Source organism: Roseovarius sp. D22-M7, from assembly GCF_037083785.1.
GTDB lineage: Bacteria > Pseudomonadota > Alphaproteobacteria > Rhodobacterales > Rhodobacteraceae > Roseovarius.
This window is the reverse complement of record NZ_JBAPKY010000010.1, coordinates 88,548-106,817: the sequence shown is the minus strand read 5'-3', so window position 1 is coordinate 106,817 and position 18,270 is coordinate 88,548. Positions and strand designations below refer to the sequence as shown.

14 protein-coding genes, 1 other RNA gene and 3 pseudogenes are annotated in these 18,270 nt (G+C 63.3%); 10 read left to right on the top strand and 8 right to left on the bottom strand.

Annotated elements, in window-relative coordinates:
• Positions 1-192: 192 nt before the first annotated feature.
• The 4 genes from V8324_RS06920 to V8324_RS06905 form a co-directional block, all read right to left on the bottom strand.
• A complete protein-coding gene (locus V8324_RS06920) occupies positions 193-2,337 on the bottom strand; it encodes a WD40 repeat domain-containing protein (RefSeq protein ID WP_336419194.1) in 2,145 nt (714 codons plus the stop codon).
• Positions 2,338-3,309: 972 nt separating this feature from the next.
• Positions 3,310-3,657, bottom strand: coding sequence for an HNH endonuclease (locus V8324_RS06915; RefSeq protein ID WP_336419193.1), 348 nt, complete (start codon positions 3,655-3,657; stop codon positions 3,310-3,312).
• Positions 3,658-3,886: 229 nt separating this feature from the next.
• Positions 3,887-4,063 (bottom strand): hypothetical protein, encoded by a 177-nt coding sequence (locus tag V8324_RS06910; RefSeq protein ID WP_336419192.1) that lies wholly within the window; start codon positions 4,061-4,063, stop codon positions 3,887-3,889.
• A 178-nt stretch (positions 4,064-4,241) separates the two neighbouring features.
• On the bottom strand, positions 4,242-4,388 hold the full coding sequence (locus V8324_RS06905) for a hypothetical protein (protein WP_336419198.1): 147 nt from the start codon (positions 4,386-4,388) through the stop codon (positions 4,242-4,244).
• Between the two features lie 12 nt (positions 4,389-4,400).
• On the opposite strand from V8324_RS06905, the pseudogene V8324_RS06900 reads away from it, so the two are divergent.
• Both V8324_RS06900 and V8324_RS06895 read left to right on the top strand, forming a co-directional pair.
• Positions 4,401-4,529, top strand: a pseudogene (locus tag V8324_RS06900) (DUF6647 family protein); the annotation flags it as partial.
• Positions 4,530-4,569: 40 nt separating this feature from the next.
• Positions 4,570-4,780: pseudogene (locus V8324_RS06895) on the top strand (IS110 family transposase); the annotation flags it as partial.
• Positions 4,781-5,197: 417 nt separating this feature from the next.
• Here the strand turns inward: V8324_RS06895 and V8324_RS06890 are convergent.
• The 3 genes and pseudogenes from V8324_RS06890 to V8324_RS22350 all read right to left on the bottom strand — a co-directional run.
• Positions 5,198-5,365: a hypothetical protein gene (locus V8324_RS06890; RefSeq protein WP_336419191.1), complete on the bottom strand. Its 168-nt coding sequence runs from the start codon at positions 5,363-5,365 to the stop codon at positions 5,198-5,200.
• A gap of 77 nt (positions 5,366-5,442) precedes the next feature.
• Positions 5,443-5,539: signal recognition particle sRNA small type (gene ffs / locus V8324_RS06885), an RNA gene on the bottom strand.
• Between the two features lie 205 nt (positions 5,540-5,744).
• Positions 5,745-7,421: pseudogene (locus V8324_RS22350) on the bottom strand (bifunctional 2',3'-cyclic-nucleotide 2'-phosphodiesterase/3'-nucleotidase); the annotation flags it as partial.
• 321 nt (positions 7,422-7,742) lie between these two features.
• Between V8324_RS22350 and nudC the strand changes: the two are divergent.
• The 3 genes from nudC to V8324_RS06865 are packed head-to-tail and all read left to right on the top strand — an operon-like array spanning position 7,743 to position 10,049.
• Entirely contained in the window at positions 7,743-8,714 is a 972-nt protein-coding gene (nudC, locus tag V8324_RS06875; protein ID WP_336419189.1) for an NAD(+) diphosphatase, read from the top strand.
• 45 nt (positions 8,715-8,759) lie between these two features.
• Positions 8,760-9,227 carry an SRPBCC family protein gene (locus tag V8324_RS06870; protein ID WP_336419188.1) on the top strand — a complete coding sequence of 156 codons (468 nt, stop codon included), beginning with the start codon at positions 8,760-8,762 and terminating at the stop codon, positions 9,225-9,227.
• Positions 9,228-9,269: 42 nt separating this feature from the next.
• Positions 9,270-10,049, top strand: coding sequence for a transglutaminase-like domain-containing protein (locus tag V8324_RS06865; RefSeq protein WP_336419187.1), 780 nt, complete (start codon positions 9,270-9,272; stop codon positions 10,047-10,049).
• A 10-nt stretch (positions 10,050-10,059) separates the two neighbouring features.
• On the opposite strand, the gene V8324_RS06860 is transcribed toward V8324_RS06865, so the two are convergent.
• The gene (locus V8324_RS06860; protein ID WP_336419186.1) at positions 10,060-10,902 is read right to left on the bottom strand and encodes a prephenate dehydratase; all 843 of its coding nucleotides are present in this window, start codon (positions 10,900-10,902) and stop codon (positions 10,060-10,062) included.
• A 134-nt stretch (positions 10,903-11,036) separates the two neighbouring features.
• Between V8324_RS06860 and V8324_RS06855 the strand changes: the two genes are divergently transcribed.
• The 5 genes from V8324_RS06855 to V8324_RS06835 all read left to right on the top strand — a co-directional run bounded on the left by V8324_RS06855 (position 11,037) and on the right by V8324_RS06835 (position 18,226).
• Entirely contained in the window at positions 11,037-12,200 is a 1,164-nt protein-coding gene (locus tag V8324_RS06855) for a c-type cytochrome (RefSeq protein ID WP_336419185.1), read from the top strand.
• Positions 12,201-12,364: 164 nt separating this feature from the next.
• On the top strand, positions 12,365-14,305 hold the full coding sequence (locus tag V8324_RS06850; protein ID WP_336419184.1) for an extracellular solute-binding protein: 1,941 nt from the start codon (positions 12,365-12,367) through the stop codon (positions 14,303-14,305).
• A gap of 18 nt (positions 14,306-14,323) precedes the next feature.
• Positions 14,324-15,415 (top strand): microcin C ABC transporter permease YejB, encoded by a 1,092-nt coding sequence (locus V8324_RS06845; protein ID WP_336419183.1) that lies wholly within the window; start codon positions 14,324-14,326, stop codon positions 15,413-15,415.
• Between the two features lie 100 nt (positions 15,416-15,515).
• On the top strand, positions 15,516-16,625 hold the full coding sequence (locus V8324_RS06840; RefSeq protein WP_336419197.1) for an ABC transporter permease: 1,110 nt from the start codon (positions 15,516-15,518) through the stop codon (positions 16,623-16,625).
• Positions 16,622-18,226 carry an ABC transporter ATP-binding protein gene (locus V8324_RS06835; RefSeq protein ID WP_336419182.1) on the top strand — a complete coding sequence of 535 codons (1,605 nt, stop codon included), beginning with the start codon at positions 16,622-16,624 and terminating at the stop codon, positions 18,224-18,226. Before V8324_RS06840 ends, V8324_RS06835 begins: the two co-directional genes overlap by 4 nt.
• Positions 18,227-18,270: the final 44 nt, after the last annotated feature.

The window sequence follows — 18,270 nt, the reverse complement described above, 5'->3', positions numbered from 1 at the left end:
CGCGTCAAACGCCACATCATCGACATACCACGGCGCCTCCAGCCCAAGCGCCATCGTGAAAAGGCTCGTCTCCGGCTCCATTCCGCCCTCCATCGCTCAGAACGGCCGAAGGCTACTCAAAGACTACGTGCAGGCCAACATCGCCCGGCGCGTCCGTCGCTGCGATGGGTGAGGTCTACGCGCCGGCCGCGCCTACCGGACGCACAAAATGTAGCGCCCGCTCAAGCCTCGGTGAGCCCGCCAACCCACACAGATCGAGAAGGGACCTGAAATAAGGACGGAGTTCGCCGGGCGGCCGGACGCGTCGAAAATGTCGAAATGCTTCTGGAACGACCCGTTCTCAAAGCGCAGGATTTGTGCTGTTGCATTCTCAACGGTTGGTATACTGGAAAAGAACAAACCGCCTCGCGATCCCCATCCCACGGGCACAAACCCGTATCGACTTGGCAATGTCCGCTGAAGGAGCAGATTACCCGTTGAAACCTCAAAGATGTACAAGCTGCCATCACTAACAGCAGCATAGCTTTGTCCATCCGACGAGAAGCCAATATCCGCGAAACCATAAAAAGGTGTGTAGGCGGCGCCCGGTAAGACCAAGGGACGAATATATGCGCCGGTCTGGCCATTGAAGAGATGCATTTGCCCACCGACGGACGGCATGATGGCAAGGATTGTCCCATCTGGCGCGTAGTTTGGTGTATGATTCGACGGATGCACGAGGACCGCAGGCCCGTCGGGCAAGGTAAGGTCGGCCACTCGATTTCCGTCGCGGGTGTCGAGCAGAAAAACGGGTCCGGGCTTCAAGCCGGGCTGGTACGCGGCAACAGCCATACGCTGGCCTGTCGGATCAACGACCGCGCCCGCTGGAAAATCCAGCGCGGTGCGCAATGTTCTGGCTGCCACCGCACGAAACAACATCAGATGCGCGTCTTCGAACATCTCAAAATCGCTCTGGGTCGGGTCACCCGGCAGCCCTTTGAGAGCCGCGACAATTGCACCGGCCCTGCCTCCTGTGCCAAGTGCCGCATCGGCCGCAAAGGCGAATTGACGCGACATCAGAATGGGGTCCGGTGTTGCACTGTCTGACGCAGTTGATGCGGCGGTTGTCTCAAGAATGTATCCTTGTGGCACCAGGGAGCGCGCCAAATCGGTCAGTTCTTGCGCGTTGTTCATTGCCTGACCCACATACGTCACCGGTGTTCCCCAGATCGAACTGCCCAGAATCTTGCCTTCCGGCGAGAACACGTGATGGTCAAATCCGCCGTAATCCGAGGGCTGCGGGTCAAGTTCCTGGCCATTCAAGGTGAAGACGCGAAGGGTCGCTGCCGCAGTGGTTCCCATTTCCTGGAGGTTGTAGACTGCATAGGCGGTTCCGCCGCGTACAAACCTTCCGGTGCGGGATGGCGGGAGAGAGGCAAGCGGGTTTCCTTCAGTGTCAAAGAGCTCTGTTGACGCGTGATTGTCGATCGCAAGAACCTTACCGTCTGGCGAGATGTGCAACCGGTAGGAAGCGGCGGATAGACCAGTATTCATAACCCGAACCGTTCCATTCTCTATCACGATCAGTTCAGCTTCGTTTTGTTGATCACCCCTCACGCCATAAATTTCTTCATTTGGACCCCACGCCATCGGCATCACCATCGTACCGTCGCTGGCAGGCGGAAATGTAAATTGATTAACCAACTCCCCAGATGTGGTGTCCCAAAAGAAAAGACCTAGCGGGCCGCCGGCGGCAAAACGTGTGCTATCGGGCGAAAAACCGACGGGGAAAATGAGCGTGGTCATTCCAAAATCCGGCCCCGGTGCCTCCAGCAACGCGTGGCGCTGGCCGTCGCGTGCGTCAAGCAGGATCACCGCATTCCGCGACATCATCATGATTGAAGCAAAACGCCCATCCGGCGAGAAACCGATCGAATGCGATTGACGCTGCATCATTTCAGAGTCGATCTCTGGTGCTGGGATCGCTTGGCCCAGGAGCGTGTCGGTCGATAGATCAACAAGGCTGGCTGGTGCATGGCTGGCAAGATCGCCCGTGAAGCCTTCAGCACTTGCCAACAGCATTCGCGTTCCGCTGGGATCGACGGCAGCGGTGTAGGGCCTGTTGTCATCCACAACAATTGATCTTGAATGCACTGCACGCCATGTCGCCTCGATCAACTCTGCGCCTGCCAGTGATGAATCATCCGGGATTGCTTGCAGTGCCGTTGCAATCGCGCCGATCCGGTCCCCCCTCGCCAGACGATCTATCGCGTTTTGCGCTGCGTCCCGAGACTGAGCCGCGCCTGTCTGGGGAAAGGCTACCAGAGCCGAGAGACAAAAGGTGCTCATTGCGATCATGAATGATTGGAATGCATTCCGCGCAGAAGCTGGTCGAAATACCGAAAATTTGATTAAAGAAAATGGCATAATCAATCTTCCTGCATGTTCTTATATCATTTTAGAGGTTGCACTTTTTCGCGGTCAACGACCCGCAGCGTTGATAAGCCCTCACTATCCGGTGCATCGATCCGGCTGTTCCGAATAAACTTGGCCAAGTCCAATCAATTCCTCGGGGTTTACTGGGTCGCCCTCGGTATCGCTCATGGCCTATCAAAGCCCATGTGTCGGCCCCTGTCGCTCTCCCGAGCGTTGTGGACCTCCTGATCCTTATCTTGGTCGTGTTCGTCGCCCATCTCCAGCTTCTCATACGGCTTGTTCAGCTGTCCACCTAACCTTCTTGGCTGACGAGTGCCCCCATCTTTCTCAAGAGGGACCTCGTTGAGGGTGATGCTGCCGTCCAGGGCATCCTCTGGCAAGGATTTTCGAATGAAAGCAGCTTTTGCACGCGCGTCGGATCGCACGATGGCCGTGGTGGGAGCGTCCCTCGCATACCTTGACACGACGGCAGCCCATGGAGTGTAGGCTGCGGACACACTGGTCCAGCCATGTTCCTGCCAGTCGCGACTGAACCAAATGACGATCCAAACCACCAGTCGCAGAAATTAAAACAATAGCTTAGAGGGTGGAGAAGGTTGTCTTTCAGGCCCACCCCCTCCGCCACTTGCCCCTGCGAAAGCGTTCTCCCTATCCGGCTGCGGCCGGATTTTCTCGTTCTTTCGGAGGGTTATACGGATCAGGCTGAGCACTGGCTCCGGTGCCAAGAGGCCCGAAAGCGCTCTCTCAGAGCCGATTTTCTCTGGACCTCGTGACTGGGCCGATTTGGTGAACATCTTGCAACTGCATGAAATAGATTTCTTTTTCCGAGGTTGCAGTTGAACACTTCGATACCAGTGGCATTTGCGAGACGGAACACAGATCGAACTTTCACCGTCAGAATAGCTCGGTGCTACCGTTGTTACGGATGCGGACAGCAGATCCTGCGCGCGCATACCCCGCGTCAAACAAGCTGTGGACATCCCGCCGGAGCCGAAGCCCGTTGCTCGCTTCGTGCGCGCCACCGTGTGCATAAGGACGGACGTGCGCAGCATCCAACGCTGGTAGAGTTCGCTCATTGTTGACGGCGCAGCGCCGCCGATAAATGTCCGTGACAAGAACTCGAAATGCGCCTTGTCCCAAGCGCGGCTGAACCAGCTGCGGTTCGCCCCAGCGTTCTGCAGGTTCTGCCAAGCCCGGCACCAGCGAACGCTGAATGCGATCGTTGACGGCATCCCAAAGCATCAGACCCTCTGTTTTGGTGGTGTTGTAGGTCTTGAAAGACACAATATTCCGACACCAGCTGTCAGGGACAGGTATCCAATCGCAATCTTCGAAAAAGAATGGTTGGGTCAGTATGCGGCAACCGATGTGAAAGTCACTACGGTCGTCTGGATCGATACGGCGATACTTGGCGATTCTGGCACGTCATCTCTTGCGCCGACCGAACTCCGTTCGCCTCGCCAAAGGCTTCTCAGGCCAGCGAACACGGGAGCGCATTGGCGTAGGCGAAGATGCCGCCGCCCACAATCAAGTTGCGCGGCGCATGCAGTTTGAACAGGAATAGCTCACCCGGCTGAAGTGCGCGAAAGTTGGCAGCCGACGGCGCCCAGAAATTCACCTCGTCGAGGTCCGGCTGCCCCCGCAGCATCTCGAACCAGTCCCCGTCGGTGACGGCGATAACGAGGTTGATGCCTATGGTCAGCCACCGCCTTCTGGCGAGAGATCCGGCAGCACCGGCCAGTCCAGCTGATGGAGCGTGTCTTGGGGCACCGTACCATGCTTGTCGAACGCCGCCTGAAGCCTTTCGCCAAGCCAAGAAAGTCCCTCTACAGAAAGCTCAACGGCGGCTTGTTGCCGGTATGCCTTTTGCGGGTCGCGTTGCCTTTGCCGCGCGCCGCATCGCGTTGTGTCGGGGCAAACGATTCTGCGGCCAGCGTGTCCATCAATTCGTTCAGGGAAACGCCGTTCTCCATCCCCGCATTCGCATGGTCAGCGAAGCCGAAGCCAGAGCCCGGCACAGCGCGACGTCAAGTTTTCAGCGGGGTCGTCTCCGCGGTCTTTACGACCTCGGGCAAGCCGAGATCCTGCTTGTCAGACCATGGGACCCGCGTGACGCCGAAGACGTGAGTGTCCTGCTTCACGAACTTGTCCATCACCGATCCGACGGCAATTGCGGCACTCATTCGCAAACGGGCGCCGGCGGTGAAGCGTGTCGTGTTCCGAGACGTGTCCGCTGTCTGTGTGGTTCTATCACGCACTCAGCGCCAGAGGACGACCGGCGATCTGCATTGACGCGCGTCATGCCAAGGCTGTGCTCGACATGGCACCGAACAAGACCGACGCGAAGGATGCTGACGGGCGCGCCAGAGGTTCCGGTGAAATCGCCCTCGTCGCGCCTTGCCACCCGTTCGAGTGCCTTGCGCTCTGACCCGAAAAGGGCAAGGACGATCCCCCGCCATTGATTGCTGCCATGGTCTGCGTCGAGATCGCCAACGGCGCGGAAACGCTTGATCTGCGCACCAACCAGATCGGCCTGCGCATCGTCGACCTTGCTTGCACTAGCCTCGTGTAGTCGCTGCACAAAAAGATCATAAATGACCACTGATGGCCAGCTTGGATCATTGCGGAGTTCATCGTCGCGGGCCAGCCGCTGCATGCAATGGCTCGCAGCGATCCGGTCAGGTACCAGAGGCTAACGGGCCAGGCCGGTCTTCGCCTTGCCTGCACCGTCCTTCTGCTTGGCAAGGGCGATCTGGTGTTGAGGCTTTGCGGTGGCACCAGATCACACGCTGCTCGCCTGCCGGTAGTCGCCACCCCACCGGCTGCGCCGCCCGGTCCAGTTGATGAGACCCCGCAGGCCTGTCGGCACCCCCAGCCGGGCATGGCAGGGCCCGCTGAGATCCACCGGGTGCCTGACTTTCTCGCCATGCCCATCGGCCCTTGTAACCAACGCTGTAACCTTTAAACGGTCACACGGTCTTGCTTGCAAGAGGTATATTCGTTGTCAATCGCTTATTGGGATATAAGGGTGAGAGGTTGGACAACGACCCAAGCTAGGCTCGTTACGGCTGCTTCCTTCCGGATCTGACCGGGTTGGCGAGGAGCTTGCCCGCACCAACCTCTCGAAGCATGACATACGCCCCCAATACGGGATTCGCAAGGGCTGCCCTGTTGTTGCAGCGTCCCAGCGGGATGCGCAGCCGAAGGAACCCAGATTGGCCGATCCCGAGATCGATGGCGCCCAAGGCGGTGATGTCGTCTGGATAGGCGCGCAGGCCGGGACCGGTCTCGATCTCGACACGGGTGCCGGGCAGGGGCATGAATCCCCACGTGTCGCGAGGCCGTTTCGTGAGCATGCCCTGCCCCTTGACGTGATCGACGATCAGGTCGCGGACGGGACGCTCGCCGCAATGGACGAGGGCGTGCATGGCGAATGCGCGGAACGGCCCGCCGCCCCAGGCGCGGTAGCTGTTGGTCGCGATCACGAAGCGGTCGTTATCGCCGACCGGTCGGCCCCTGTATGTCAGATCCCGTATGCGGTTCGCCTGCGGTGCGACCACCTGGCCGGCGGCGTCGAACCGCGCCGGCCGGGTGAGGTCTATGCGGTAGCCCAGCCCGTCGATCACGTCGAAGCTGTGGCCCGGCATGTCGCAGTCCAGCAGCCGCTGCCCCGGGCGCCCGGGGATGATCCTGTTGAAGCAGATCGCCGACCGCTCCAGCCAGTCGCGCAGATCCGTGCCCGTGACGAGCAGACCGCAAAGCGTGTTGGGAAACCCGTAAAGATCGACGATGTTGCGCATCTTCAACGCGCCGGCCGGGATGTCGGTGAAATTCTCCGGCCCGCCCAGCCCGCCAGTCTTGAAGGCCGGCGATGCCGACAGCACAGGCAGGTCGGCATAGGGGGTCTGCCGCAGCGCGTCTTGGAGGGCCGCGCGCTGCGCGTCGTTGGCGATCTGGGTGGCAAGCCCGTTGCGTACCAGCGACAGGTAGCTGTGGATCGGCTGCGACGTGCGGGCGAGGACGCGGTCGGCCAGCTTGACCGTGTGTGCATGGGCGCGACCCAGCGACCGGACGAGGCGCAGGCAGGGCGCGACCCCTTCGGTCGGATGCAGCCGGGCGTGATGCGACGTGACCTGCCAGCGTCCCTCGCGACGAGTCAGGTCGATGTCGAGCTGGCCAAGGTGCGAGCCACCGAAGCCCGGCAGCACGCAGGGCACGTCGCACAGCGTACCGCGATCGTTATCGGCGCCGGGAATGGCGGCATGATCGGCCCCCGGAAAGGTGCGGTGACTGTGCCCGGCGATGATCGCGTCGATGCCGGGGATCTGCGCGAGCGCGCGCGCCGCGTTCTCCTGCATCCGCTCCTCTGGCCGCGACGGATCCGTGTCGGTGCCGATGCCGGTATGGGCCAGCGCGATCACCAGGTCCGCGCCCTTGGCGCGGATCACCGGGACCCAGGCCCGCGCGCAGTCGAGCATGTCGCGCGCCGTCAGCCGGTCGGTCAGATGGGCGCGGTCCCATGTGGTGATCTGTGGCGGGGTCAGCCCGATCAATCCGATGCGCAGGGTGTGGGCCGTACCGGCGGCGTCGCGCACCCGGCGGGTCAGGACGATGTAGGGCGGCACGAATGTTGTGTCCTCGAGCGGCGTGACGCCGCGCCGCGTGACCGCGTTGGCGCAGGTCAGGGGAAACTCGGCCTCGCGCAGCGCGCCGCGCAGCCAGTCGAGACCGAAATTGAACTCGTGATTGCCGAGCGTGGCGGCGTCGTAGCCCATCTTGTTCATCGCCCGCAGCACCGGGTGTTGCCCACGCCATCCCTGACCGGGTTGCGGTGTCAGATCGCTGAGCGCGGTGCCCTGCAGGAAATCGCCATTGTCGAGCAGAAGACAGTTCTCGTCACCGGCCTCGACGCGGGCGCGGCGCACAAGCGTGGCGATCCGGGCCAGACCGTGGGGGCGGTTTTCGGCATTGGTGAAGTAGTCGAAGGGCAGGACATGGCCATGCACGTCCGAGGTTGCGAGAACACGCAAGTGAAGGGTCGCCGGGCTGACATCGCCGGTCTGGGCACTCGGTATGGAATCGGTCAAAACAGGGCCTTGGTTTACTGAACTCTTCACACGTGACCCGGAATTCGGGCACCGGGCAAGCGTTGCCAATTGTTTCTGAATTAGCAACAGTAACGTGGGAGCGTACGGTGGTTAATGCGGCGGGTTGTGGCGTTTCTACGACAGCGGATCCCGCTTGTCCTGGCGCGGATCTTGCATTCCCCGCCTCGAAAGCGGAGTGAAGGAACGAGACTGGGTGACGACAGCCAGAAAGAGGCCCCGATGCGGAAGGCGGAACAGGTGACGTTCGGAGGCTCGGGGCTGGATCGCGCCGACACGCTGCGCGGCGATACCGCCGCCATCGACGCTGCCGTGGCGCAGGGGCATGCCCGCTCGCTGGTCTTCTGGCAGGGCAAGCCATTGGTGGCGTCGGGGACGCTCGACCGGGTGATATGCGTGCCCTGCGCGCATCCGGTGTTGGCGCGTCATCCCGGGCCGCGGCTGCTGCTCGGGCGCGACGCGACGGGCGCGTTGATCCTGGCGCAGGACATTTCCGACTGGGTCCCCGCGGGCTGGACCGGCGATCCGGCCGACACCTTTCTCGATGCCGCCGACCAGGTGCATCCCGATCTGCCCGCAGGCAGCGCCTTTGCCGATCTGCGCCGGGTGATGACCCTTCTGACGCCGCGCGACTCGGAACTCGCGGCGACCGGAAAGGCGTTGTTCGGCTGGCACCGGTCGCATCGCTTCTGTGCGCAATGCGGCGCCCAAAGCCGGATGATCAACGCCGGCTGGCAGAGGTATTGCGACGCTTGCTGTGCGCGGCATTTCCCGCGCACGGATCCGGTGGTGATCATGCTGGTCACGCATGGCAACTCGGTACTTGTCGGGCGATCGCCGGGCTGGCCCGAAGGCATGTATTCGCTGCTCGCGGGGTTCGTCGAGCCGGGCGAGACGATCGAGGCCGCCGTGCGCCGCGAGGTCGCCGAAGAGGTGAACGTTCGGATCGGGCGAGTCGCCTATCTTGCAAGCCAGCCTTGGCCGTTTCCGGCCTCGCTGATGCTGGGCTGTCACGCCGAGGCGCTGAGCCGCGAGATCACCGTCGATCCGCACGAGATCGAGGCGGCCCGCTGGGTGAGCCGCGAGGTAATGCTTGCGGCCTTCGCGGGCGAGGATCCCGGTCTGCTGCCTGCCCGCAAGGGGGCGATCGCGCATTTCCTGTTGCAGAACTGGCTTGCCGACAGGCTGGATTGAAGGGAAACTGCTCATGGCAGGCGCCAATGGCGGGAAGACGCGCGGATGAACTTCACTACCAGCGAGGATATCGGCGCCCCGATCGAGGTGGTGTTCGGCGAGGTCACCGATTTCGCGGCGTTCGAGCGCGCGGCGCGCCGGCGCGGCGCAGAGGTGCGGCGTACCAACACGCTGCCCGCGCCGGGTATCGGCATGCGTTGGCAGGCGAGTTTCCTCCTGCGCGAGCGCCGGCGCGAGCTTGATCTTGAAGTGGTCGCGCATGATCCGCCGCGCGCCATCGCGCTCGATCTTGGATCGCCGGCGATCACCGGGCGCATGCAGGTCGATCTGGCAGCACTGCCTGAAGGGCGAACGCGGCTGACCGTCGCTCTGACGCTCGAGGCGCAGGGCCTTGCGGGACGGGTGATGATGCAGCCCATCAAGCTGATGCGCGGCAATCTGACGCGGCGATTCCGGCTGCGCGTGGCCGAGTTCGCCATCGATGTTGAGGATCGCTTCAAGAGCCACGCGTGATCCCGTCCTGCGCAGCGGGGCCCTGGGGAAAGGACGGCGCACATGCATTTCGGAATCGATGTGCGGATGCAGTACCGGTTGGGTGGCGACCCGATGGTGTTGCTGGTACTGGAGGCCGCGCGCGTCGCCGGCCAGACCGTGATCGAGGATCATCTCGAGATCGCGCAGGCCGAGATCAGGCGGGTAGATGGCGAGGCCGGGCTGGGCCACCGTACTTGGGCGCGGGTGGAGGGTGGCGAATTGCGGCTGCGCTACCGCGGGACGGTGGACGTGACGCGCCCCGCGCCGCGGCTGGAACAGCTTGGACGGACGCCCGTGCATGAGCTGTCCGGCGAGGCGCTGAGCTACCTGCGCTCCTCGCGGTTCTGCCCGTCGGATCTGTTCCAGACCTTCGCCGTGCGGCGCTTCGGCGGGCTCGACGGCGGCCGCAAAGTCGCCGCGATCCGCGACTGGGTGGCCGACAAGCTGTGCTACGTGCCGTCGAGTTCCGCTACCACCACGGCGCAGGACACGTTCGTCACCCGCGAGGGGGTGTGTCGCGATTATGCCCATGTCGTCTGCGCGCTGGCGCGGGCGTCGGGCATTCCGGCGCGCTACGTGTCGTGCTACGCGCCGGACGTCGATCCGCCGGACTTTCACGCCGTCGCGCAGGTCTGGCTGGAGGGCGCGTGGCACATGGTGGACGCGACCGGCATGAGCGGCAGCGACGGCGCCGCGGTGATCGGCGCGGGCCGCGATGCGGGCGACGTCGCCTTCATGGAAACCTGGGCCGAGGCGTGGCTGGTCAGTCAGTCGGTCAGCGTGATGCGCCTGACGCCGTAGTCGCCACGGCTCAGGTACCTTCGTAGCGGCGCGGGTCGGCCGGGTAGACGCCGAGGATGGTGATGTCCGAGGTGAAGTAATCCAGCTCGTCCAGCGCGCGGGCGACGGGCGCGTCCTCGGGATGGCCCTCGATATCGGCATAGAACTGCGCGACGTTGAAATTGCCGTCGAGGATGTAGCTTTCGAGCTTGGTCAGGTTGACGCCGTTGGTCGCGAAGCCGCCAAGCGCCTTGTAAAGCGCCGCGGGGATCGAGCGCAGGCGGAAGACCAGCGTGGTCATCATCCCGTCGCCGCCGCGGCGGGCAAAATCCGGCTCGCGCGCCATTACGAGGAACCGCGTGGTGTTGGTGCTTTGATCCTCGATGTGATGGGCGATCACGTCGAGGCCGTGGATCTCGCCGGCCAGATCGCTGGCCAGCGCCGCAAGCTCGGGCCGGCCCGTCTCGGCCACATGGCGCGCCGCGCCGGCGGTGTCGGCGGCGGTCACCCGGCGGATGTCGTGGCGTTCCAGAAAGGCGCGGCACTGGCCCAGCAGCATGGTGTGACTGACCGCGCTTTCGATCTGGTCGAGGCGCACGCCGGGCAGCGCCAGCAGGTTGATATGTACCCGCACGAAGGCCTCGTCGACAATATGCAGCCCCGATTCGGGCAGCAGGTGATGGATGTCGGCCACGCGCCCGAAGGTGGAATTGTCGACCGGCAGCATCGCCAGATCCGCCTGCCCCTCGCGAACGGCCGCGATGGCATCCTCGAAGGTGCGGCAGGGCAGGGGCTCCATCCCGGGATGGGTGTCGTGGCAGGCCTGATGGGAATAGGCCCCAAGCTCTCCCTGGAAGGCGATCGCGTTGCGCATGATGGGTCATCTCTCGGGAGGTGGGAATGACGGGCGATTGGTCGCGGAAACTACACCTTGCAAGGCGATAGGGGAAGCGGCTAGATACAACGCCAATTAAAGGAGCCAACGAAAGCGAGCCAATGTTCGACACGATGACACTGACAAAGTCCGCTGGCGCCCTCTGCGGGTCGCTGCTCGTCTTCCTGCTGGGAGGCTGGGCCGCAGAGGCGATCTATTCCACGGGTGGGCACGGCGACGATCATGCCCAAGGCTACGTGATCGACACCGGCGCGGACGAGGCCGAGCAGGAACCGGCGGAGGAAGATCCCGATCTGGCGCAGATGTTCGCCTCGGCAGAGCCGTCGAAGGGCGAGCGCGTGTTCAACCAGTGCCGGGCCTGTCACATGCTCGAAGACGGCGAGAACGGCGTCGGGCCGCATCTTTATGGTGTGGTGGCCCGCGAGGTCGGCTCGGTGGATGGCTACAACTATTCCGGCGCGCTGAGCGAGGCCGCCGATGTCTGGACCGCCGAAGAGCTTTACGCGTTTCTCGAAAATCCCGCTGGCTACGCGCCGGGCACCAGCATGGGCTATGCCGGGCTTTCGAAGCCTGAGGATCGCGTCAATCTGATTGCCTATCTCGACGAGTCCGACGGTGAGGACAATATCGAGATCGCCGCCGCCGACACGGAGGCTTCCGGGGCCGAAGCCGCGGCCGATGAAGGTATGACCGAGGAAGCCGTCGCGGATGAAGTTGCAGTCGATGAGGGCTCGACCGAAGAGGCTGCCACAGACGAAGCTACCACCGATGAGGGCACAACCGAGGAAGCCGATGCCGACGAAGCCACAGCCGACGAGGGCATGACAGAGGAGGCCTCGACCGACGAGGCTGGCGCCGATGAAGGTGCGACCGACGAGGCTGTCACCGACGAAGCCGCATCGGACGAGGGCGTGAGCGAGGAAGCCGCGACAGACGAGGGCGGTTCGGAGTTCGCGCAGATGGTCGCGTCGGCCGATATGGATGCGGGTCAGCGGATCTACCGTCAATGTCAGGCCTGCCACCAGATCGAGAACGAGCGCAACGGCGTCGGTCCGCATCTAGTGGGTGTTGTCGGACGCGACATCGCCTCTGTCGACGGGTTCAACTATTCGGACGCGCTGGCGGGGCTCGATGGCAATTGGACCCTCGACAAGCTGAGCGCGTGGATCGAAAATCCGCGCGAGTTTGCGCCGGGCAACCGAATGGGGTATCAGGGCCTGAAGGACCAGCAAGATCGCGCCAACCTGATGGCGTATCTGCAAAGCGTCGGCAACTGATCCGCAGGGCACGCTGCCATCCGCCGCTGCCTGCTATCGTTGGTGGCGGTTTCAGGCCTTTACGCGGATTCATCTGTGCTTGAACAGTCCGACCGCTCTCCGTAGCTTGCCAGTGAAGAGAAAAGCGCCAGCTTTCAGTCAAGGCGCGGCAGCAGGAGGATGACATGACCGGACCGACCCGCAAGCCCGACACAGGCGTCAGCCGGCGATCGCTTTTGCTGCGGGCCACGGCGTTGCTGGCAGCACCGCTGTTTTCGACGATCAGGCCTTGGCGCGCCGCCGCACAGGGTGATGATGCGATCATCACCTCGCACGGGTACTCGTTCTTTGGCGATCTGAAATATCCTGCCGACTATCCGCATTTCGACTACGTGAACCCCGATGCACCGAAGGGGGGCGAGATCTCGCTTTACGCGCCGGGCACGTTCGATTCGATGAATCCCTATTCGCGCAAGGGCCGGGCCGGGCGGCTCTCGTGGATGGTCTATGAAAGCCTGCTGGGCGGGTCCGAGGCGACCGGAGAGCCTTTGCCGGGCGACCGCTACAACGAACAGTACGGGCTGCTGGCCGAAACGCTGGAATACGACGCCGGCAAGACCTGGGTGATTTTCCATATGCGCCCCGAGGCCCGGTTCGCCGATGGCACCACGGTAACCGCGCATGACGTCGTGTTCTCGCACAACCTTTTCCTGGAGCAGGGGCTGCAATCCTATGCCGAGGCGGTCAAGCGCCGGGTGACCGGGGCCGAGGCGCTGGACGATCACCGGGTCAGGTTCACCTTCGCGACTGGAATTTCGCGCCGATCGCTGATCGACCAGGTCGGCGCGACGCCGGTCTTCCCGCGCAAATGGTACGAAGACACAGGCGCGCGGCTGGACGAGCCGCGCCTTGAGGCGGCGCCCGGATCGGGCCCCTACCAAGTCAAGAGTTCCGAGGTGAACCGCAGCATCGTCTACGAGCGCAACCCCGATTACTGGGGCTGGCATCTGCCGATCAACAAGGGGCGGCACAATTTCGACCGCATCCGGATCGAGTATTTCGCCGACGACAATGCCGCCTTCGAAGCGTTCAAGGCCGGCATCTACACCTTTCGCGCCGAGGGGAATTCCAAGACATGGGCCACGGGCTATGATTTCCCGGCGGCCAATCAGGGTCATGTCGTCACAGAGGCGCTGCCCGACGGCCTGCCGCCCACGCCGACGGGGTTCGTGTTCAACCTCGGGCGCGAAAAGCTGCAGGACAAGCGCGTGCGGCGTGCCATAGCGCTTGGATTCAACTTCGAATGGACCAACCAGTCGCTACAATACGGGCTGTTCGAGCAGCGCCACTCCTTTGTGCAGGACACGCATCTGCAGGCCGAGGGCGTGCCCGAGGGCAAGGAATTGGAGCTGCTGAAATCACTGGACGCGCCGGTGCCCGACGAGATGCTGATCGAACCCGCAGTGCGCGCGCACAGTTCCGACCCCGACCGGCTGAACGACCGGCGCAACCTGCGCCGAGCCATGAGGCTGCTGGACGAGGCCGGCTGGCCGGTGGGCGATGACGGCATAAGGCGCAACGCCGCCGGCGAGACGCTTCGCATCGAGATCCCGATTTCCGCGTCGGGCTCCGCCACGATGTCGGCAGTGGTCGAAAGCTTCGTCAGCAACCTCAAGCTGATGGGGATAGAGGCGCGGTTCGACAAGATCGACGCCGCGCAATATACCTCGCGCGAACGGGACCGCGATTACGACCTGATCTATGACAGCTATGTCGCGTTCCTTGAGGCCGGCACCGGCCTGCATCAGCGCTATGGTAGCCAAGAGGCCGCGTTCAGCCTGTTCAACCCGGCCGGGCTGGCCAGCCCCATGGTGGACGCGATCATCGACCGGGCGCTGGAATCCGGCAGCAAGGAAGCGCAGGACGTGGCGCTGACCGCGCTCGACCGGGCGCTGCGCTACGAGTTCTTCATGATCCCGACATGGTATCTCGACGAGTCGTGGGTCGCCTATTGGGACCAGTACACCTATCCTGATCCGCTGCCCGAATACGCCACCGGCGTGCTGGATTTCTGGTGGTATGATGTGGACAAGGCACAGGCGCTGCGCGACGCGGGCGCGCTGTGACCGAAGGGGCCGGCTGAGATGGGCGCATATATCCTGCGGCGGATCCTGCTGATCGTGCCGACGCTTTTCGGGATCATGGTCATCAACTTCCTGCTGGTGCAGTTCGTGCCCGGCGGCCCGGTCGAGCAGATGATCGCCAACATGCAAGGTCAGGGCAACGTCTTCGAAAGCTTCTCGGGGGCTGGGTCGGATACCGGGCAGGATCTGGGCGGATCGGGCAGCGAGTACCAGTACGAAGGCGCGCGCGGTCTGCCGCCCGAGCTGATCGCCGAACTGGAAGCGCAGTTCGGCCTCGACAAGCCGCCGCTGGAGCGGTTCGTCAACATGATGTGGAATTACATGCGCTTCGATTTCGGTGAGAGTTACTTCCGCAAGATCGACGTTCTGGATCTTGTGCTCGAGAAGATGCCGGTCAGCATCAGCCTCGGGCTGTGGTCCACGCTGATCGCCTATCTGGTGTCCATCCCGCTGGGGATCCGCAAGGCCGTGGGCGACGGCACGAGGTTCGACACCTGGACCAGCGGGCTGATCGTCGTCGCCTACGCGATCCCGGCCTTCCTGTTCGCGATCATGCTGCTGGTGCTCTTCGCGGGCGGCAGCTATTTCCAGCTTTTCCCGCTGCGCGGCCTGACATCGGACAATTTCGATCAGTTGAGCGTGGGGGGCAAGATCCTCGACTACCTGTGGCATATCGCGCTGCCGGTGCTGGCCTCGACAATTTCCGCGTTCGCGACGCTGACACTTCTGACCAAGAACAGTTTCCTCGACGAGATCAAGAAGCATTACGTGATGACGGCCCGCGCCAAGGGTCTGGGCGAGCGCCGGGTGCTTTACGGGCACGTCTTTCGCAACGCCATGCTGATCGTGATCGCGGGCTTCCCGGCGGTGTTCATCGGAGTGTTCTTCGGCGGCTCGGTCCTGATCGAGACGATCTTCAGCCTCGACGGGCTGGGGCGTCTCGGCTTCGAGGCCGCCGTGGGGCGCGATTACCCGGTGATGTTCGGCACGCTGTTCCTGTTCGGCCTGATCGGTCTTGTGGTCGGGATCCTGAGCGACCTGATGTACGTGCTGGTCGATCCCCGGATCGACTTCGAAAAGCGCGAGGGCTGAGGCGATGCGCGATGATCACGACCGTGCCGAGGGGGCGCTGCCCCCGTCGCCGGAAGGTGACGACGCCCCCGAGGTGTTCGAGGCGAGAAGAAACCCCGGTATGTTCCGGCTGTCGCCGCTGAACCAGCGCCGTTGGCGCAATTTCCGTCGCAACGGCAGGGCCTTCTGGTCGCTGATCGTGTTCTCGGTGATCTTCACCATCACGCTGTTTGCCGAGTTCGTGGCCAATGACAAGCCGATCCTGATCCAGTATCGCGGCGAGTTCTACGCGCCGATCTTCCAGTTCTATCCCGAGACCGCGTTCGGCGGCGATTTCCAGACCGAGGCGATCTACCGCGACCCCGAGGTGCAATGCCTGATCGTCTCGGGCGGCTTGGACACGTGTTTCGACGACCCCGAAGGCGTGATGGCCGATGCCGAGGACGGTGTCGTGGATGGCAGCGAGATCAGTGAGGGCTGGGCGATCTGGCCGATCATTCCCTACAGCTACGACACCACCGTGGACCGCGACGGGGCTGCGCCGCTGCCGCCCAATGCGCAGAACTGGCTGGGCACCGACGACACCAAGCGCGACGTGCTGGCGCGGGTGATCTACGGGTTCCGGCTGTCGGTGCTGTTCACGCTGATCGTGACCTTCCTGTCGTCGGTGATCGGGATCTTCGCGGGTGCCGTGCAGGGCTATTTCGGTGGCAAGACCGATCTCTTCTTCCAGCGGATCATCGAGATCTGGGCCTCGACCCCGCAGCTTTACGTGATCATCATTCTCTTCGCGATCCTGCCGCGCAGTTTCTGGCTGCTGGTGGTGATCACCGTGCTGTTCGGCTGGATGGCGCTGGTGGGCGTGGTACGCGCCGAGTTCCTGCGCGCGCGAAACCTCGAATACGTGCGCGCGGCCAAGGCGCTTGGCGTCGGCAACCTGACGATCATGTTCCGGCACATGCTGCCCAATGCGATGGTCGCGACGCTGACCATGCTGCCCTTCGTGATCACCGGGACGATCTCGCTTCTGGCGGGGCTCGATTTCCTGGGCTTCGGTCTGCCGTCCTCGTCGCCCAGTCTTGGCGAGCTGACCTTGCAGGCCAAGCAGAACCTGCAGGCGCCGTGGCTGGCCTTCACCGCGTTCTTCGCCTTCGCCATCATGCTATCGCTTCTGGTGTTCATCTTCGAGGGGGTGCGAGACGCGTTCGATCCCAGAAAGACCTTTCAATGAGTGTGCTCGAAGTGCGCGATCTGGCGGTGGGGTTCCGGCAGGACGGGCGGGTGATCCCGGCCGTCAAGGGCGTGTCCTTCAGCCTCGATCGCGGCGAGACCGTGGCGCTGGTTGGCGAGTCGGGGTCGGGCAAATCCGTCACCGCGCTCTCCACCGTGTCGCTTCTGGGGGGGGCTGCCGAGGTGACCGGCAGCGTCACCTATGACGGCCAGGAGATGATCGGCGCCAGCGACAAGCGGCTGCGGCAGGTGCGCGGCAACGATATCAGCTTCATCTTCCAGGAGCCGATGACGTCACTGAACCCACTGCACACGCTCGAAAAGCAGTTGCGCGAAAGCCTTGAACTGCACCAGGGTCTCACTGGCAAGCCCGCTCGCGACCGCATCGTGGATCTGCTGGAGCGCGTCGGCATCCGCGAGGCAGCGGGCCGTCTGAACGCCTATCCGCATCAGCTTTCGGGCGGGCAGCGCCAGCGGGTGATGATCGCCATGGCGCTGGCCAACAAGCCTGACATCCTGATCGCCGACGAGCCGACAACCGCGCTGGATGTGACGATCCAGGCGCAGATCCTCGATCTTCTGGGCGCGCTGAAGCGCGACGAGGGGATGGGGCTTTTGTTCATCACCCACGACCTCGGGATCGTGCGGCGCATCGCCGACAAGGTCTGCGTGATGCAGGAAGGCGAAATCGTCGAGGCGGGACCCGTGGACACGATCTTTGCGTCGCCGCAACACGCCTACACGAAAAAGCTGCTCAGTGCCCAATCGGTAGGTGTGCCTGCCCCGGTGCGTGGTGACGCGCCGGTGGTGGCCGAGACCGAAGACCTGCGCGTCTGGTTTCCGATCCACAAGGGATTGCTGAAGCGTACGGTCGGCCACGTCAAGGCGGTTAACGCCGCCACGCTGAGCGTGCGCGCCGGAGAGACCGTGGGCATCGTCGGCGAAAGCGGGTCGGGCAAGACCACGCTGGCACTGGCGATCATGCGGTTGGTCGCGTCCGAGGGCCGGATCAGCTTTGTCGGCCAGGATGTGAATGGCTGGTCCACGCGGCAATTGCGCAAGCGGCGCAGTGAAATGCAGATCGTCTTCCAGGATCCGTTCGGCAGCCTCAGCCCACGCATGACGGCCGCGCAGATCATCGCCGAGGGGCTGGGCGTGCATGGCAATCCCGACGGCCGCCCAGAGCGCGAGCTGGTCGCCGAGGTTATGGCCGAGGTGGGCCTGATCCCCGCCATGATGGACCGCTACCCGCACGAGTTCTCAGGCGGGCAGCGACAGCGCATCGCGATCGCCCGCGCGATGATCCTGCGCCCCAAGCTGGTGGTTCTGGACGAGCCGACAAGTGCCTTGGACATGACGGTGCAGGTGCAGATCGTCGATCTGTTGCGCGATCTGCAGGTGAAATATGGGCTTGCCTACCTGTTCATCAGCCACGACCTACACGTGGTGCGCGCGATGAGCCACCGAGTCATCGTGATGAAGGATGGCGATGTCGTCGAGGCGGGCACGGCCGAGGCCCTGTTCACCGCGCCGCAGACGGCCTATGCGCAAACGCTGCTCGAGGCATCTCTGGAGGGGCGGGACACGCCCGATGCCGGCTGAACTGGTGGGGCGCTGCCCCGCATCCCTGGGATATTTCGGGCCAG

Coding starts and splice junctions, on each gene's coding strand:
- V8324_RS06920 (WP_336419194.1), bottom strand. CDS start 2,337: ATGATCGCAATGAGCACCTTTTGTCTCTCGGCTCTGGTAGCCTTTCCC.
- V8324_RS06915 (WP_336419193.1), bottom strand. CDS start 3,657: ATGCTTTGGGATGCCGTCAACGATCGCATTCAGCGTTCGCTGGTGCCG.
- V8324_RS06910 (WP_336419192.1), bottom strand. CDS start 4,063: ATGCTGCGGGGGCAGCCGGACCTCGACGAGGTGAATTTCTGGGCGCCG.
- V8324_RS06905 (WP_336419198.1), bottom strand. CDS start 4,388: ATGGAGAACGGCGTTTCCCTGAACGAATTGATGGACACGCTGGCCGCA.
- nudC (WP_336419189.1), top strand. CDS start 7,743: ATGCGGAAGGCGGAACAGGTGACGTTCGGAGGCTCGGGGCTGGATCGC.
- V8324_RS06870 (WP_336419188.1), top strand. CDS start 8,760: ATGAACTTCACTACCAGCGAGGATATCGGCGCCCCGATCGAGGTGGTG.
- V8324_RS06865 (WP_336419187.1), top strand. CDS start 9,270: ATGCATTTCGGAATCGATGTGCGGATGCAGTACCGGTTGGGTGGCGAC.
- V8324_RS06860 (WP_336419186.1), bottom strand. CDS start 10,902: ATGCGCAACGCGATCGCCTTCCAGGGAGAGCTTGGGGCCTATTCCCAT.
- V8324_RS06855 (WP_336419185.1), top strand. CDS start 11,037: ATGACACTGACAAAGTCCGCTGGCGCCCTCTGCGGGTCGCTGCTCGTC.
- V8324_RS06850 (WP_336419184.1), top strand. CDS start 12,365: ATGACCGGACCGACCCGCAAGCCCGACACAGGCGTCAGCCGGCGATCG.
- V8324_RS06845 (WP_336419183.1), top strand. CDS start 14,324: ATGGGCGCATATATCCTGCGGCGGATCCTGCTGATCGTGCCGACGCTT.
- V8324_RS06840 (WP_336419197.1), top strand. CDS start 15,516: ATGTTCCGGCTGTCGCCGCTGAACCAGCGCCGTTGGCGCAATTTCCGT.
- V8324_RS06835 (WP_336419182.1), top strand. CDS start 16,622: ATGAGTGTGCTCGAAGTGCGCGATCTGGCGGTGGGGTTCCGGCAGGAC.